13 protein-coding genes are annotated in these 14,889 nt (G+C 60.8%); 4 read left to right on the forward strand and 9 right to left on the reverse strand.

The window, feature by feature from the left end; translation table 11 throughout:
• Positions 1-14 precede the first annotated feature (14 nt).
• Entirely contained in the window at positions 15-722 is a 708-nt protein-coding gene (locus AFK65_RS06375) for a Bax inhibitor-1/YccA family protein (protein ID WP_007707013.1), read from the forward strand.
• Between the two features lie 214 nt (positions 723-936).
• On the opposite strand, the gene AFK65_RS06380 is transcribed toward AFK65_RS06375, so the two are convergent.
• Genes AFK65_RS06380 through AFK65_RS06390 form a run of 3 tightly spaced genes read right to left on the reverse strand, consistent with a single transcriptional unit; the run spans position 937 to position 3,964 of the window.
• A complete protein-coding gene (locus AFK65_RS06380) occupies positions 937-1,965 on the reverse strand; it encodes a lysylphosphatidylglycerol synthase transmembrane domain-containing protein (protein WP_007707014.1) in 1,029 nt (342 codons plus the stop codon).
• Positions 1,965-3,206, reverse strand: a complete 1,242-nt coding sequence (gene clsB / locus AFK65_RS06385; RefSeq protein WP_038857662.1) for a cardiolipin synthase ClsB — start codon at positions 3,204-3,206, stop codon at positions 1,965-1,967. The genes AFK65_RS06380 and clsB overlap by 1 nt, the downstream gene beginning before the upstream one ends.
• On the reverse strand, positions 3,203-3,964 hold the full coding sequence (locus AFK65_RS06390; RefSeq protein WP_004387497.1) for an endonuclease/exonuclease/phosphatase family protein: 762 nt from the start codon (positions 3,962-3,964) through the stop codon (positions 3,203-3,205). The genes clsB and AFK65_RS06390 overlap by 4 nt, the downstream gene beginning before the upstream one ends.
• Before the next feature lie 135 nt (positions 3,965-4,099).
• Between AFK65_RS06390 and AFK65_RS06395 the strand changes: the two genes are divergently transcribed.
• Positions 4,100-4,516, forward strand: a complete 417-nt coding sequence (locus AFK65_RS06395; protein ID WP_007707018.1) for a YbhQ family protein — start codon at positions 4,100-4,102, stop codon at positions 4,514-4,516.
• Here AFK65_RS06395 and AFK65_RS06400 read toward each other — a convergent pair.
• The 5 genes from AFK65_RS06400 to cecR are packed head-to-tail and all read right to left on the reverse strand — an operon-like array spanning position 4,478 to position 10,121.
• Entirely contained in the window at positions 4,478-5,584 is a 1,107-nt protein-coding gene (locus tag AFK65_RS06400; protein WP_007707021.1) for an ABC transporter permease, read from the reverse strand. The genes AFK65_RS06395 and AFK65_RS06400 overlap by 39 nt on opposite strands.
• Before the next feature lie 9 nt (positions 5,585-5,593).
• Complete coding sequence (locus tag AFK65_RS06405; protein ID WP_038857659.1) at positions 5,594-6,715, reverse strand: ABC transporter permease; 1,122 nt, start codon at positions 6,713-6,715, stop codon at positions 5,594-5,596.
• Positions 6,712-8,442, reverse strand: a complete 1,731-nt coding sequence (locus AFK65_RS06410; protein WP_038857658.1) for an ATP-binding cassette domain-containing protein — start codon at positions 8,440-8,442, stop codon at positions 6,712-6,714. The genes AFK65_RS06405 and AFK65_RS06410 overlap by 4 nt, the downstream gene beginning before the upstream one ends.
• Positions 8,429-9,430, reverse strand: coding sequence for a secretion protein HlyD (gene hlyD / locus AFK65_RS06415; RefSeq protein WP_038857657.1), 1,002 nt, complete (start codon positions 9,428-9,430; stop codon positions 8,429-8,431). Before hlyD ends, AFK65_RS06410 begins: the two co-directional genes overlap by 14 nt.
• Positions 9,423-10,121 carry a transcriptional regulator CecR gene (cecR, locus tag AFK65_RS06420; RefSeq protein ID WP_038857656.1) on the reverse strand — a complete coding sequence of 233 codons (699 nt, stop codon included), beginning with the start codon at positions 10,119-10,121 and terminating at the stop codon, positions 9,423-9,425. The genes hlyD and cecR overlap by 8 nt, the downstream gene beginning before the upstream one ends.
• A gap of 225 nt (positions 10,122-10,346) precedes the next feature.
• Between cecR and rhlE the strand changes: the two genes are divergently transcribed.
• Positions 10,347-11,771, forward strand: a complete 1,425-nt coding sequence (rhlE, locus tag AFK65_RS06425; protein WP_038857652.1) for an ATP-dependent RNA helicase RhlE — start codon at positions 10,347-10,349, stop codon at positions 11,769-11,771.
• A 427-nt stretch (positions 11,772-12,198) separates the two neighbouring features.
• Complete coding sequence (gene dinG, locus AFK65_RS06430) at positions 12,199-14,379, forward strand: ATP-dependent DNA helicase DinG (RefSeq protein ID WP_038857649.1); 2,181 nt, start codon at positions 12,199-12,201, stop codon at positions 14,377-14,379.
• On the opposite strand, the gene AFK65_RS06435 is transcribed toward dinG, so the two are convergent.
• Entirely contained in the window at positions 14,370-14,879 is a 510-nt protein-coding gene (locus AFK65_RS06435) for a fimbrial protein (RefSeq protein ID WP_032804424.1), read from the reverse strand. The genes dinG and AFK65_RS06435 overlap by 10 nt on opposite strands.
• Positions 14,880-14,889: the final 10 nt, after the last annotated feature.

Below are 14,889 nucleotides of genomic sequence, written 5' to 3' on the forward strand. Positions count from 1 at the left end.
AATGAGGCAGCGTCATGGATCGATTCCCACGCTCAAATGAAAGCATTGTGCAGCCCCGCGCCGGGCTGCAAACGTTTATGGCTCAGGTGTATGGCTGGATGACCTGCGGTCTGTTGCTGACCGCCTTCGTCGCCTGGTATTCGGCCAACAACGAAAACCTGATGATGTATATCTTCTCCAGCCGGTTTGTGTTCTTCGGGCTTATCATCGCCCAGCTCGCCCTGGTGTTTATTCTCTCAGGACTGGTGCATAAGCTCAGCCCGGCGGTCGCCACCGCGCTGTTTATGCTCTATTCGGCGCTGACGGGGCTTACGCTCTCATCCATCTTTCTGGTCTATACCTACGCGTCTATCGCCAGCACGTTTGTGGTGACGGCGGGGATGTTCGGCGTGATGAGTCTGTATGGTTACACGACCAAACGCGATCTCAGCGGCTGGGGCAATATCCTGTTTATGGCGCTGATCGGCCTGATTATCGCGTCGCTGGTGAACTTCTGGCTGAAAAGCACCGCGCTGATGTGGGCGGTGACGTATATCGGCGTTATCGTGTTTGTGGGCCTGACGGCGTATGACACGCAGAAGCTGAAGAGCCTGGGCGAGCAGATTGACGTGAACGATCACGGGAATCTGCGTAAATATTCGATTCTCGGCGCGCTGACGCTGTATCTCGATTTCATCAACCTGTTCCTGATGCTGTTGCGGATTTTCGGCAACCGCCGGTAACCGGTGTTGAAGCAATAAAAAACCCTCTGCGGAGGGTTTTTTATGGGCATGGGAATAACGGCGGGTGCGCTCACGCTTACCCGCCCTACGGTGATGAGGCGGATGTTGAGTAGCGTAGGGTGGGTAAGCGAAGCGCACCCACCGCAGCGCCCAAAAACGTTGAAGTTGGATTTTGTAGGGTGGGTAAGCGCAGCGCACCCACCAATACCCCCCATCACTTCTCTTTCGCGAGACTCAGCGGCGGCTCCTCGTTCTCCTCACGCACGCTGTCAGAACCCTGCGCTTTCGCGAGCTTCTGCTCGTTTTTGGCGCGCAGTTTCTTCGCGCGGCCTTCAAGCACCAGATAGATAACGATAGCCAGTAGCAGCGGGGCGAAGAAATAGAGCATACGGTAGGCGAGCAGCGCCGCGATAATCGCGCCGTGGCTCACGTGTTCGCCGCCAAGCAGCGCGATAAACACCGCTTCCAGCACCCCGATGCCCGCCGGGATATGGATAATCACCCCGGCGATACTGCTCACCAGCAGCACGCCCAGCACAAAGAAATAGTTAATCTCCTGGCCCAGCAGCAGCCAGATAATCGCGCCCATCGCCATCCAGTTGGCGCTGGAAATCACCATCTGCGCTATCGCGAATTTCCACGACGGCAGCACCAGCTTCTGGCCTTTAATCGTCATATGGCGGCGTTTAGCGAACGCGCAGAACCACATATAGACCGCGATCACGGCGAGCAGCGCGATGCCGATAATGCGCAGCGTCATTTCGTCGATATACCAGTGCGCCGGCAGTTTCACCACGCCAAAGGTGAAAATCACGCCGCCGAGCAGGATATAACCGAGCCAGTTAGTCGTAATACTCAGCGAGAAAATGCGCGTAATAGTGCTCCCCGGCAGCCCCAGGCGCGAGTAAAGCCGGTAGCGCATCCCCACGCCGCCCACCCAGGTACTGAGCGTCAGGTTAAAGGCGTAGCAGACGAACGAGACCAGCATCACCTGCCGTTTGGCGAGCTTATGGCCGCAGTAGGCGCGGCCCAGCAGATCGTAACAGCCGTAGAGCAGATAACTCAGGATAACCAGCGCCACCGAGATAAGCAGGGCGGAACGGTCATAGTTCTTGATGACCTTCCACACCTCTTCCCAGTCGACTTTTTGCGCATACATCACAATCAGCACGACGACGGCGATAAAAAACAGCCACGTCAGGATTTTCTTCGTCAGACGCCACTTCGGATGCGATTTCGCCATCAGGGTTTTACTCCAGGATTTTCAGTCTCCACCCGGTCCTGGGTTTCGATTTCAGGTTGCACCGGCGGCGGCACCTGCGCGAGCTTCGGGGTATGCGCGGGCAGCCAGCCCACCATCGCCGGGAAGTGGCGCAGGAAGTGGAACACGATGACGCTCTTGGCGAGATTCCACCAGGTGCGCTTCGGCATCATGCTCTCATCCACCTGTTTACAGTCTTCACGAATCAGCCGCGTCAGGTTGTCGCGCAGGGTCTGGTTAAACTGCGTGTCGTGAATAATCAGATTCGCCTCAAGGTTAAGCGACAGGCTCAGCGGGTCGAGGTTGCTGGAACCCACCGTCGCCCAATGGTCGTCCATCAGCGCCACCTTGCCATGCAGCGGGCGGCGCAGATATTCATAGACTTCGACGCCGCCCTTCACCAGATAGTTATAAAGCAGGCGCGCGCCTACCTTAACGATAGGCATATCCGGCTCACCCTGCACAATCAGCTTCACTTTCACGCCGCGGCGCACGGCGTTGCGCATCGCATGCAGCAGGCGATAGCCGGGGAAGAAATAGGCGTTGGCGATGATCACCTCTTTTTTGGCGTTCGCCAGCATCTTGAGGTAATGGCGTTCGATATCGTCGCGATGATCGTTATTGTCGCGCCAGACAAACAGCGCCTGCGCCTCGCCCGGCGTGGTGTTCTCCACCGCCTGCTGATAGTGGCGCTGCCACCAGCGGCTCACGCGCTCTTCGCCGAGATTGCTGAGCACGAAATGGTAGATATCCTGCACCACCGGCCCTTCGACGCGCACCGCGTAATCTTGTTTCGCCTCCGGGCCGTAATCGCTCATATGCTCGGCGGAGTAGTTAATGCCGCCGACGAACGCCACTTCGCCGTCGATCACCACGATTTTGCGGTGCATGCGGCGGAACACGTTAGTGCGCATGCCCATCGTGCGCGGGCGCGGATCGTAATAGCGGAACATCACGCCCGCCGAGGTGAGCGTGCCGACAAACTCGTCGCTGAGATCGGGCGAGCCGTAGCCGTCCAGCAGCACTTCGACGCTGACGCCGCGCTGCGCGGCGTTCAGGATAACCTCATGCAACTGGCGGCCCACGTTATCGTCGAACCAGATAAAGGTTTCGAGAATGACTTTACTGCGCGCCTTGTCGATGGCGTCAAACACGGCGGGATAAAATTGGTCGCCGTTCTCTAACAGCTCAATATGGTTGCCGTCACGCCAGGTCGTTTTCATAGATGGATCTCCACTGCCAGCGGGGCATGGTCGGAAAGATGGCGCCAGTTACGCAGCGGCAGCGCGGTCGGCGCGCTCGCCGAGGCGTTTTTCACATAGATTCGGTCAAGGCGCAGCAGCGGGAAGCTCACCGGAAACGTGCGCGCCGGGCGGCCGTGGGCGCGGGTGAAAACCTCATCAAGCCCGGCCTCGTTGCGCAGAATACGGTTAGCCTGCTGGCGCCAGTCGTTGAAATCGCCCGCCACGACCACCGGCTCGCCTTCCGGCAGGCTGTTGACCAGCTCGGCCAGCATGGTGAGCTGCGCCTGGCGGTGCGCCTCTTTCAGCCCCAGATGAACGCAAATCACATGAATCGCTTTCGGGAAACCGGGCGGGGTAATGCGGCAGTGCAGCACGCCGCGCTTTTCGGTGCCGGGCACCGAAACATCGCGGTTTTCATAGTGTTCAATCGGGTAGCGCGACAGCACGGCGTTGCCGTGATGGCCTTCCGGGTAGACGGCGTTACGCCCGTAGGCGTAATCGCTCCACATGGTATCGGCCAGAAATTCGTAATGGGTGGTGTCAGGCCAGTTTTCCACATGCAGCGGATGAACTTCGTGCGCGCCCATCACTTCCTGGAGACAGACAATATCCGCCGACACCGTGCGAACCGCGTCGCGCAGTTCCGGTAAAATAAAACGTCGGTTAAAAGCGGTAAAACCTTTATGGGTATTAATCGTTAAAACATTAAATGAAAATCGCTGTGTGTTATCTGCCATGTTTCCCCAGCCACTTCTTATTCTCCTGATGTCTTTAAAGTGTAGTCCCAGTCACAAAAAGCGGCGGGGATACGGAATTTTCCGTAAACTGCGGTACTCTGAAGAATGAGTGAAAAATCCCACAGGAGTGCGGCCATGAAGTGGCAACAATATATTCGCGTGGTGACGGGCCTGAGCTGCTGGCAGATTATGCTGCATCTGGCGGTCGTGGCCATGCTGGTGGCGGGCTGGATGAGCGGGTCGCTGGTGAAGGTCGGCCTCGTATTATGCGCGCTTTACGCGCTGACGGTGGTGCTGATGCTGGCGTTCCAGCGCCACCACGACGGCCGCTGGCGCGAGGTGAGCGACTTTCTGGAAGAGCTGACCACCACCTGGTATTTTGGCACGGCGCTGATTGCGCTCTGGCTGCTCTCCCGCGTCTTACACAATAATCTGCTGCTGGCGCTGGCGGGCGTGGTGATCCTGGCCGGGCCTGCGCTGCTTTCGCTGCTGGTTAAAGAGCGCAAGCGCGATTCAGCCAATTTTGCGTCGAAACATGGCATACGCCGCTAACCCTGTCGTGGCCGCAATCACCAGCAGCGGCCACACGCTACGCCAGATGATGTCGAGGCTGGCGTCCTTGAGATAAATCGCCTTCGTAATATCGGTAAAGTGCCGGATCGGGTTAATCCACGTCAGGTTTTGCAGCCAGACCGGCATATTCTCCACCGGCGAGACATACCCCGAGAGCAAAATCGCGGGCATCATAAAGACAAACACCCCGATAAACGCCTGCTGCTGCGTCGAGCAGAGCGCCGAAATCAAAAGCCCGAACCCCACCAGCGACAGCCCGTAAATCACCATCGTGAAATAAAAGAGCGCAAGCGATCCGGCGAAGGGGATCTGATAGCCCCAGATGCCGATGCCCAGCACAATCGTGGCCTGGAAGGTGGCGACAATCAGCGCCGGCACCGCTTTGCCGACGAAAATCTGCCAGGTGGCGAGCGGCGAGACTAACAGCTGATCGAGCGTGCCCTGTTCGCGCTCGCGGGCCACCGACAGCGACGTCACAATCATCACGCCGATAGTGGTAATCATCGCAATCAGCGACGGCACCACAAACCATTTGTAGTCGAGGTTCGGGTTATACCAGTTACGCACAATCAGCTCGCTGTTATTGGGCTTCGCGCGGCCTGCGAGCAGCTCCTGCTGATAATCTTTGACGATCTGCTGAAGGTAATTGGCGGCTATCTGCGCGCTGTTGGAGTTGCGCCCGTCGAGCAGAATTTGCAGCGTCGCGGGTTCGCCGCGCGCCAGCTTGCGGGAGAAATCCGCCGGAAAGTGAATGGCCAGCAACGCCTTCTGGGCATCGATCGTCGGCCGGATCGCCTGCTCGCTGTTAAGCAATGTCACATGGCTGAAGGCGCTGGCGCGGGCGAAGCGCTGGGTCAGCTCCACCGCGTGCGCGCCGTTATCCTGGTTATAGATGGCGATGGTGGCGTTAGTCACCTCAAGCGTCGCCGCGAACGGAAACAGCAGCACCTGCAAGACGACAGGCAGGATCAGAATGGCGCGGGTCTGCGGCTCGCGCAGCAGCGACTGCAACTCTTTGCGGATAAGCGTCCATAAGCGGTGCCACATAGCGTCTCCTTAATCGAGGCGGCGTCGGGTATTCACCCAGGTGAGTCCGATAAACATCACGGCGGAAGCCAGCAGAAACAGCACGTTGACCAGCAGCACGCCCGGCAGCGTGCCCGCGAGGAACAGGCTTTGCAGCGTACTGACGAAATAGCGCGCCGGAATGATATACGTCACCGCGCGGATCACGGCGGGCATACTGTCTATCTGGAAAATAAACCCCGAGAGCATGACCGAAGGCAGAAACGCCGCATTCAGCGCCACCTGGGCGGCGTTAAACTGGTTGCGGGTGAGCGTTGAGATAAGCAGCCCCATGCCGAGCGTGCTCAGCAGAAACAGGCTGGAGATGAAAAACAGCGCCAGCAGCGAGCCGCGATACGGCACGCCGAGAATAAACACCGACACCAGCATACAGAGCAGCATCGCCAGCATACCGAGGAAATAGTAGGGGATAAGCTTGCACAGCAGCAGCTCGCCGCGCGTAACTTCGGTCGAGAGCAGCGCCTCCATAGTGCCGCGCTCCCATTCGCGGGCGACCACCAACGAAGTCAGGATCGCGCCGATAACCGTCATGATGATCGTCACCGCGCCGGGAATAATAAAGTGCTGGCTTATGGCCGCCGGGTTAAACCAGTAGCGGAGCTGCACATCGATCAGCGGCTCGAACGTCTCGCCGCGGTCTTCCGCGCGCTCGGCCTGCCAGAGCTGCCAGATGCCTTCCATATAACCGCGCACGAAGTTGGCGGTGTTGGGTTCGCTGCCGTCGGTGATCACCTGAATCGGCGCGCTGTCGCCGGGGCGCGCCATCCGCGCGGCGAAATCCACGGGAATGACCACCAGCCCGCGGATTTTCCCGGCCTGCATCAGCGAAATAAGATGCTGGCGGTTGTCGCTTATCGTCGGCGCGATAAACGGCGAGGCGGTAATGGTGTGCGTGAAGTCGAGCGCCTCTTCGCTGCGCTGCTCCAGCAGGACACCGACATGCAGGCGGCTGGAGTCGAGGTTAATACCGTAGCCGAAGATAAACAGCAGCAGCAGGGGAATGGCGACCGCGATAAGCCAGCTGCTCGGGTCGCGCAGGATCTGGCGCGTCTCTTTGACGCACAACGCGCGCACGCGCCGCAGTTTCATCATTGGCTGTGCTCCTTATCCCAGGCCTCGATAAGACGAATAAACGCTTCTTCCATCGTCGGCTCGTCATCTGCATCGCGCGCCGCCTGGCGCTTTAAATCATCCGGCGTGCCGCTGGCGATAAGCTTGCCGTGGTAAACCAGCCCGATGCGATCGCAATATTCCGCCTCGTCCATAAAGTGGGTCGTCACCATCACCGTCACGCCTTTCTCCGGCATGCTGTTGATGTGCCGCCAGAATTCGCGGCGGGTCAGCGGGTCGACGCCGGAGGTCGGCTCGTCGAGAAACAGAATATCCGGCTCGTGCATCAGCGCGCAGGCTAAAGCCAGGCGCTGCTTAAAGCCGAGCGGCAGCGCGTCCGTCGGCTGGCTGGCGATGTTTTTCAGCCCGAACGCCTCGCTCATGCGCGCCATTTTCTCCTGCTGCGCCCGGCCGCGCAGGCCGTAGACGCCGGAGAAAAAGCGTAAGTTCTGCTCGACGGTCAGGTTGCCGTACAGCGAGAATTTCTGCGCCATATAGCCGAGCCGCTGGCGCGCCTTGCCGGAGTCGGTTTTTAAATCGAGGCCCAGCACCAGCGCCTGGCCGTCGCTCGGCTTCAGCAGCCCGCACATCATCTTGAACGTGGTGGATTTACCCGCGCCGTTCGGCCCGAGCAGGCCGAAAATCTCGCCGCGCCGCACGGTAAAATTCACATGGTCGGTCGCCGTAAAATCGCCGAAGGTTTTGGTCAGTTCGCGCGCCTCAATCACCACATCGTCGCGGCTGCCGGGAATGTCATGCAGGATGGCGCCGAGCGGCGATTCACGCAGCGCGGCGCCGCCCGCCAGATCGATAAACGCGTCTTCAAAGCGCGGCGCGGTCTCCCGAAGCGTGGCGCCGGGCAGGGCGCGCAGGGCGTCTGGGTCGGAGCCCTCTTTTAAAATCACCCGCACCGCCGCGCCCTGAATGGTGGCGTCGCCGACGTCCGGGCGTTGCATCACTTCGCGCAGCAGCGCGCGGTTGTCGCCGTTGTCGGGGCGCAGCAGCAGACTGCGGCCCGCCATTTTCCCGGTGAGCGCCTGCGGCGCGCCCTGATACAGCAGTTCGCCTTCGTTCATCAGCAGCACCTCGCGGCACTGCTCGGCTTCATCAAGATACGAGGTACTCCAGAGAATTAACATCCCGTCGCCCGCCAGCTCATGCACCATCTCCCAGAGTTCGCGGCGGGAGATCGGGTCGACGCCGACGCCCGGCTCGTCGAGCAGCAGCACCTTCGGCTGGCCCACCAGCGTGCAGGCAAGCCCCAGTTTTTGCTTCATTCCGCCGGAGAGTTTGCCCGCGAGCCGCCCGGTGAACGGGCCGAGCGCGGTAAATTCCAGAAGCCGGGCGAACGTCTCCTGCCGCGCCGCGCCGGTGACGCTGCGCAGATCCGCGTAGAGATTGAGGTTCTCCTGAACGGTGAGATCTTCATACAGGCCGAATTTCTGCGGCATATAGCCGAGCACCGCGTGCAGCGCGTTTTCCTCTGCAATCGGGTCAAGCCCGAGCACCCGCACGCGGCCATCGTCCTGGCGCATCAGCCCCGCCAGGATGCGCATCAGCGTGGTTTTGCCCGCGCCGTCCGGCCCCACCAGCCCCGTGACGCTGCCCGTGCGGATCGTCACGCTGAGCGGCGCGACGGCGGGTTTTTCGAGGCCCGGAAAGCGTTTGACCAGCCCGTCGAGCACGATGCTGTCGTTAGCGGTTTCCATCCGCGGCCTCATGGTGGAATCGCAGCGTGACCGGCATCCCCTGGCGCAGCGCGTCGTCGGCGTCGTTGACGATAATGCGCAGGCGGTAGACCAGATCGGTGCGCAGATCTTCGGTTTCGACCGTTTTCGGCGTGAACTCGGCGGTCGGCGAGACGAAGCCTATCTTGCCGTGGTACGGCCTGTCGGGGCGGCCATCGGTATAAATCAGGATTTCGCGCCCCGGCGTCGCGAGGCCCAGATTCGCCTCGTCAATATAGGCGCGTACCCAGACCGGGCGGGTCAGCGAGAGCGTGAACACGGTACTGCCCGCGTTGAGCATCGAGCCCGGCTCAACGGCGCGCGTGAGTATGGTGCCGTCGGAAGGGGAAACCAGGCGCGCGTCTTCCGCATCAAGCTGCGCCTGGGCGAGCTGCGCCTGCGCCTGTTCAAGGCTCGCCTGCGCCTGCGCGATTTCCTGCGGGCGGTTACCGGCGCGGTACTGGCTGAGTTTATCCTGCGCGGATTTCAGCTGCGCCTGCGCCTGATCCCGCGCCGAACGGGCGTTTTCCAGATCGTTGGCCGAAATCACTTTCGTGCGCCACAGCCCCTGCTGGCGCTGGTAGAAATTCTGGGCGTAATCATACGCGGCCTGCGCCTGGCGCACCGCGGCGGCGGCCTGGGCTATCTCTTCATCGCGAAAACCCGCGACGGTCAGCTCATATTTGGCCCGCGCGGCGGCGACATTCGCCTGCGCCTGACGCAGCGCGTTTTGCAGCGGCGCCGGGTCCAGTTCGCCGAGCGGCTGTCCGGCGCGTACCGCGTCGCCTTCATCGACGGCCAGCGACGCCAGGCGGCCGCCGACGCGAAAGCTTAAATTCACGGTGCGGATATCGACATTGCCGTAAAGCGTCAGCGGCGTGTAGCGCGCGGCATACCAGCGCCATCCGGCCATCGCCGCGACGATAATCACTACCACCAGCGCCAGCAGCGCGACGCGTTTTTTATTCATTACGAAGGCTCCCTGAAAGACCTGCGAGGATCCAGTCGATATGCAGCGCCACCACCCGGTGGATCTGCGCGGCTTTGTCGTCGTCGAACTCCCGCCAGCCGGCGCGCAGCAGAATGGTTTCGCGCCCGAGACGAAACGCGAGGATTTCGCCAATCAGCGCGTGGGTGTGCAGCACCGTTTCGGTGGCGTCCGGATCGGCGCCGGTCAGGCGGGCGATCAGCCGCGTAAAGTGGTGGTGCAGGGGGGCGATGACCTGATCGTGAATAAGCTGATACGCCGGCGACGGGGAGAGCTGCTCGCGGGAGATAAATTTACTCACGCTGAGCGTCTCGTCGGCGGTCATCAGCTGGATCATCTGGCGGCAGGCGTCGTCGATGCGCGCGCGCATGGCGGCGTGATCGGGCTGCGGCTGGCTTAAAAGCGCTTCGGCGGCGTCGGCGTGGGGCTGAAAATGGCCGCGGATAAAATCCGCTATCCACTGCGCCGAGGCCATGTAGAGATCTTCTTTCGAGCCAAAGTAGTAAGGAATGGCGGCGATATTCTGCCCGGCCGCGGCGGCGATATCCCGCGTGGTGGCGTGCAGGCCGTACTCGCCAAACTGGTTAATGGCGGCGCTGATGAGCTTCTCTTTGGCCTGTTCGCCGCGCGAAGTGGGCGGCGTGACGGAGAGCGACATATCGATGAAGTCCATAAAAGTTAATCAATCGATTGATTAACTTTATGACCTAAAAGCGCGCCTGTCGACATGAAAAACGCCGCGATGCGCAGTCGGACGCGAGAATTTATGCGGTAGCTCACAAAAGCTGTTACACTCCGCTCCTCTGCGACATTGTGGTTTATGTCCCTTCTCCGGCCAGACGGCCATTAGACTCCCTGAAACTACACCCTTTGCGGTCGGGACGAGTCAGGAATAACTATGTCTTTTGATTCACTGGGCTTAAGCCCTGAAATTCTGCGCGCCATTGCCGAGCAGGGTTACAACGAACCGACTCCGATCCAGCGCCAGGCCATTCCGGTGGTGCTTTCAGGCAAAGATTTGATGGCCAGCGCCCAGACCGGCACCGGCAAAACCGCAGGCTTTACGCTGCCGCTGCTGCAACGCCTGACGGCGAACCAGCCGCACCCGAACGGTCGCCGCCCGGTGCGCGCGCTGATCCTGACCCCGACGCGCGAACTGGCAGCCCAGGTGGGCGAGAACGTGCGCGAATACAGCAAATATCTCGATATCCGCTCGTTGGTGGTCTTCGGCGGCGTGAGCATCAACCCGCAGATGATGAAACTGCGCGGCGGCGTGGATGTGCTGATCGCAACGCCGGGCCGTCTGCTCGATCTCGAACACCAGAACGCCGTGAAGCTCGACCAGGTGGAAGTGCTGGTGCTTGATGAAGCCGACCGTATGCTGGACATGGGCTTTATTCACGACATCCGCCGCGTGCTGGCGAAGCTGCCGGCGAAGCGTCAGAACCTGCTGTTCTCCGCGACGTTCTCCGACGACATTAAATCGCTGGCGGAAAAACTGCTGCGCAACCCGGAAGAAGTGGAAGTGGCGCGCCGCAACACGGCCTCCGAGCAGATCACGCAGCATGTGCATTTCGTGGATAAAAAACGCAAGCGGGAACTGCTTTCTTATCTGATTGGCGACGGCAACTGGCAGCAGGTGCTGGTGTTTACCCGTACCAAACACGGCGCCAACCATCTGGCGGAGCAGCTGAATAAAGACGGCATTACCGCCGCGGCTATCCACGGCAACAAGAGCCAGGGCGCCCGTACCCGCGCGCTGGCGGATTTCAAAACCGGCGGCATTCGCGTACTGGTGGCGACTGATATCGCCGCGCGCGGTCTGGATATCGAAGAGCTGCCGCACGTCGTGAACTATGAGTTGCCGAATGTGCCGGAAGATTACGTTCACCGTATCGGCCGTACCGGGCGCGCCGCCGCGACCGGCGAGGCGCTGTCGCTGGTGTGCGTCGATGAGCACAAACTGCTGCGCGATATCGAACGCCTGCTCAAGCGCGAGATCCCGCGTATGGCGATTGCGGGCTACGAGCCGGATCCGTCTATCCCGGCGGAGCCTATCGTGAACGGTCGCCAGGGCCGCGGCGGACGCGGTGGTCAGGGCGGCGGCGGTCGTGGTCAGGGCCAGCCGCGTCGTCAGAACGGCGAAGGCAACCGTTCATCCGGCGAACGCAGCCGTCCGTCCGGTGAGCGTGGTCGTCGTCAGGATGGCGAAGGCAATCGTCCGTCCGGCGAGCGTTCACGTCGCCCGGCAGGCGAGGGCAACCGTCCGGCAGGCAACAAACCGCGCACCCGTCGCGCGCCGCGTAAAGCGTCCGGGGATTAATCCACGGGTGTGGTAAGCGGCGCCTGACAAGGCCGGTGAGTAAAAAGGGTGTGCGCAAGCGCACCCTTTTTTATAGTTACGCGACAGCGGAACCGGGCGGTTAATCCCATGCGTAGGGTGGGTAAGCGTAGCGCACCCACCATTTACGTTGACGGCGGGTGCGCTACGCTTACCCGCCCTACGACACCACAAAACCCAATTTCACCGCCGATGCCGGGGGTTTTCCCCTGCGGCGGCCCTTTGGCCGCGAGCCGGGATTGTTAAGGGGGGCGGCGGCGAGCCCCCTTAACACGTTCGCGTGATTAAACGTGACAGAGAGAATCAGCGTCGTGGCGATCGGCCCGCGCCGCGCGGGTAAAAAAAGGTTCAGCTGGCGGTGGAAAAGTGCCACAATAGTGGCTGTTTATACAGTGTTTCAGGGCTTTAGATGGCATTAACCGCCGCGCAGAAATCGCAAATCGCCGCCTGGTATAAGGCGCTTCAGCAGCAGATACCGGACTTCATTCCCCGCGCTCCGCAGCGGCAGATGATCGCGGAAGTGGCGAAAACCCTCGGCGGCGATGAAGGGCGGCATCTGGCTATCGAGGCGCCGACCGGCGTCGGCAAAACGCTCTCGTATCTTATCCCCGGTATCGCCATCGCCCGCGAAGAGCAAAAAACGCTGGTGGTGAGCACCGCCAACGTGGCGTTGCAGGATCAGATCTTCAGTAAAGATCTGCCGTTGCTGCGCAAAATCATCCCTGAACTGCGCTTTACCGCCGCCTTCGGGCGCGGGCGTTACGTCTGCCCGCGCAACCTCGCGGCGCTCTCGACCGACAGCGCCTCGCAGGGCGACTTGCTGGCGTTTCTTGACGACGAGCTGACGCCGAACAGCAAAGAAGAACAGCAGCGCTGCGCGAAGCTCAAAGCCGATCTCGACAGCTACAAGTGGGACGGCCTTCGCGATCACACCGATCAGGCGATTGACGACAGCCTCTGGTCGCGGCTCAGCACCGATAAAGCGAGCTGCCTGAACCGCAACTGCCACTACTACCGTGAATGCCCGTTCTTCGTGGCGCGTCGTGAGATTCAGGAGGCGGAAGTGGTGGTCGCCAACCATGCGCTGGTGATGGCGGCGCTGGAGAGCGAATCGGTCCTGCCGGAGCCAAAGCATCTGCTGCTGGTGCTTGATGAAGGCCATCATCTGCCGGACGTCGCCCGCGACGCGCTGGAGATGAGCGCCGATATCAGCGCGCCCTGGACGCGGTTGCAGCTCGATCTCTTCAGCAAGCTGGTCGCCACCTGCCTTGAGCAGTTCCGGCCCAAAACCGTGCCGCCGCTCTCCACGCCGGAGCGGCTTAACAATCACTGCGAAGAAGTCTATGAACTGGTCGCCACTATGAACCGTATCGTCGGGCTGTTGCTGCCGCCGGGCGAGGAGAGCGAGTTTCGCTTCCCGATGGGCGAACTGCCGCAGGAAGTCATGGAAATCTGCGAGCGGCTGGCGAAGCTTACCGAAAACCTGCGCGGGCTGGCGGAGCTGTTCTTAAACGATCTCAGCGAAAAGACCGGCAGCCACGACATCGTGCGCCTGCACCGTGTGCTGTTGCAGATGAACCGCGCGCTCGGCCATTTTGAAGCGCAAAGCAAGCTCTGGCGGCTCGCCTCGCTGGCGCACGCCTCCGGCGCGCCGGTTTCCAAATGGGTGACGCGCGAGACCCGCGAAGGGCAGCCGCATATTTTCTTCCACTGCGTGGGCATTCGCGTCAGCGATCAGCTGGAAAAGCTCATCTGGCGGCAGGTGCCGCATGTGGTGGTGACCTCCGCCACGCTGCGCTCGCTGAACAGCTTCGCGCGACTGCAGGAGATGAGCGGCCTGCGCGATAAAGCAGGCGACCGCTTCGTGACGCTCGATTCGCCGTTTAACCATTTCGAGCAGGGCAAACTCGTGATCCCGCGCCTGCGCCACGAGCCGCTGATGGAGCATGAAGAGGCGCACCTCGCCGAGATGGCGGCCTATTTCCGCGCGGAATATAAAAAGGGCGAGCATAAAGGGATGCTGGTGCTGTTCGCCAGTAACCGCGCGATGCAGACCTTTTTATCCTTTGTGCCCGATCTGCGGCTCGGTCTGCTGGTGCAGGGCGATCAGCCGCGCTACCGGCTGGTGGAGCTGCACCGCAAAAAAATCGAGCAGGGCGAGGCGAGCGTGCTGGTGGGGCTACAGTCGTTTGCCGAGGGGCTCGATCTTAAGGGTGAGCTGTTAAGCCAGGTGCATATTCATAAAATCGCCTTTCCGCCGGTGGACAGCCCGGTGGTGGTGACGGAAGGCGAATGGCTGAAAAGCCTCAGGCGTTATCCGTTTGAAGTGCAAAGCCTGCCCGCGGCCTCGTTCAATCTTATTCAGCAGGTGGGGCGGCTTATCCGCAGCCACAGCTGCTGGGGCGAAATCGTCATTTATGACCGCCGCCTGCTCACTAAATCCTATGGCAAACGGCTGCTGGACGCGTTGCCGGTATTTGCGATTGAACAGCCCGAAGCGCCGGAGGCGTTAAGCAAACCGGCGCCCGCAAAGCGTTCTGCGGCAGGCCGCAAGGGCGCGCCCGCCAGGCGACGCAACGCTTACCGGTAGGTGAAGATCACCTGCACCGCCGTTTCAAAAGAGCCTGCCGCAAAGGTATCCGTGGTGCGAATATAACGCGCGCTAAATTCATAGGTAGCGCTGTGCGTCGCCGCATCCACCGGCTCGATGGCGGGATCGCCGCCTGGTAACATATACATTCTGGTTTTTGTGTCGATTACCTGTAATGCCAGCCCGCGTCCCGTGCCCATGTTCGCATAAGCCGTGCCCTCCCGCGGATCTCGCTGTCCGTTAAATACCGCCTCTACCGTCGAGGTGGTGGCAGGGCAATGCGTCACGCTCAGTTCAAAGGGAACCCAGGGACCATAGGCGTAGGGCTGAGAGAAGGCGCTGGCGAGCGCCTGGCCCATTTCCACCGTTTTCGTCTGGCTGGCGGTGTCCACCTCGCAGGAGCCCGCCGTAATCGCGCCATTGATTTGCAGTGTGATGTCATCGGCCATAGCCGGCCCTGCGGCGACCATCGCTATCAGCAATAACAGTAATCGTTTCATCGCGGCGCGC

It is taken from the genome of Cronobacter universalis NCTC 9529 (assembly GCF_001277175.1).
Taxonomy (GTDB): Bacteria; Pseudomonadota; Gammaproteobacteria; order Enterobacterales; family Enterobacteriaceae; genus Cronobacter; species Cronobacter universalis.

Coding starts and splice junctions, on each gene's coding strand:
- AFK65_RS06375 (WP_007707013.1), top strand. CDS start 15: ATGGATCGATTCCCACGCTCAAATGAAAGCATTGTGCAGCCCCGCGCC.
- AFK65_RS06380 (WP_007707014.1), bottom strand. CDS start 1,965: ATGGCGAAATCGCATCCGAAGTGGCGTCTGACGAAGAAAATCCTGACG.
- clsB (WP_038857662.1), bottom strand. CDS start 3,206: ATGAAAACGACCTGGCGTGACGGCAACCATATTGAGCTGTTAGAGAAC.
- AFK65_RS06390 (WP_004387497.1), bottom strand. CDS start 3,964: ATGGCAGATAACACACAGCGATTTTCATTTAATGTTTTAACGATTAAT.
- AFK65_RS06395 (WP_007707018.1), top strand. CDS start 4,100: ATGAAGTGGCAACAATATATTCGCGTGGTGACGGGCCTGAGCTGCTGG.
- AFK65_RS06400 (WP_007707021.1), bottom strand. CDS start 5,584: ATGTGGCACCGCTTATGGACGCTTATCCGCAAAGAGTTGCAGTCGCTG.
- AFK65_RS06405 (WP_038857659.1), bottom strand. CDS start 6,715: ATGATGAAACTGCGGCGCGTGCGCGCGTTGTGCGTCAAAGAGACGCGC.
- AFK65_RS06410 (WP_038857658.1), bottom strand. CDS start 8,442: ATGGAAACCGCTAACGACAGCATCGTGCTCGACGGGCTGGTCAAACGC.
- hlyD (WP_038857657.1), bottom strand. CDS start 9,430: ATGAATAAAAAACGCGTCGCGCTGCTGGCGCTGGTGGTAGTGATTATC.
- cecR (WP_038857656.1), bottom strand. CDS start 10,121: ATGGACTTCATCGATATGTCGCTCTCCGTCACGCCGCCCACTTCGCGC.
- rhlE (WP_038857652.1), top strand. CDS start 10,347: ATGTCTTTTGATTCACTGGGCTTAAGCCCTGAAATTCTGCGCGCCATT.
- dinG (WP_038857649.1), top strand. CDS start 12,199: ATGGCATTAACCGCCGCGCAGAAATCGCAAATCGCCGCCTGGTATAAG.
- AFK65_RS06435 (WP_032804424.1), bottom strand. CDS start 14,879: ATGAAACGATTACTGTTATTGCTGATAGCGATGGTCGCCGCAGGGCCG.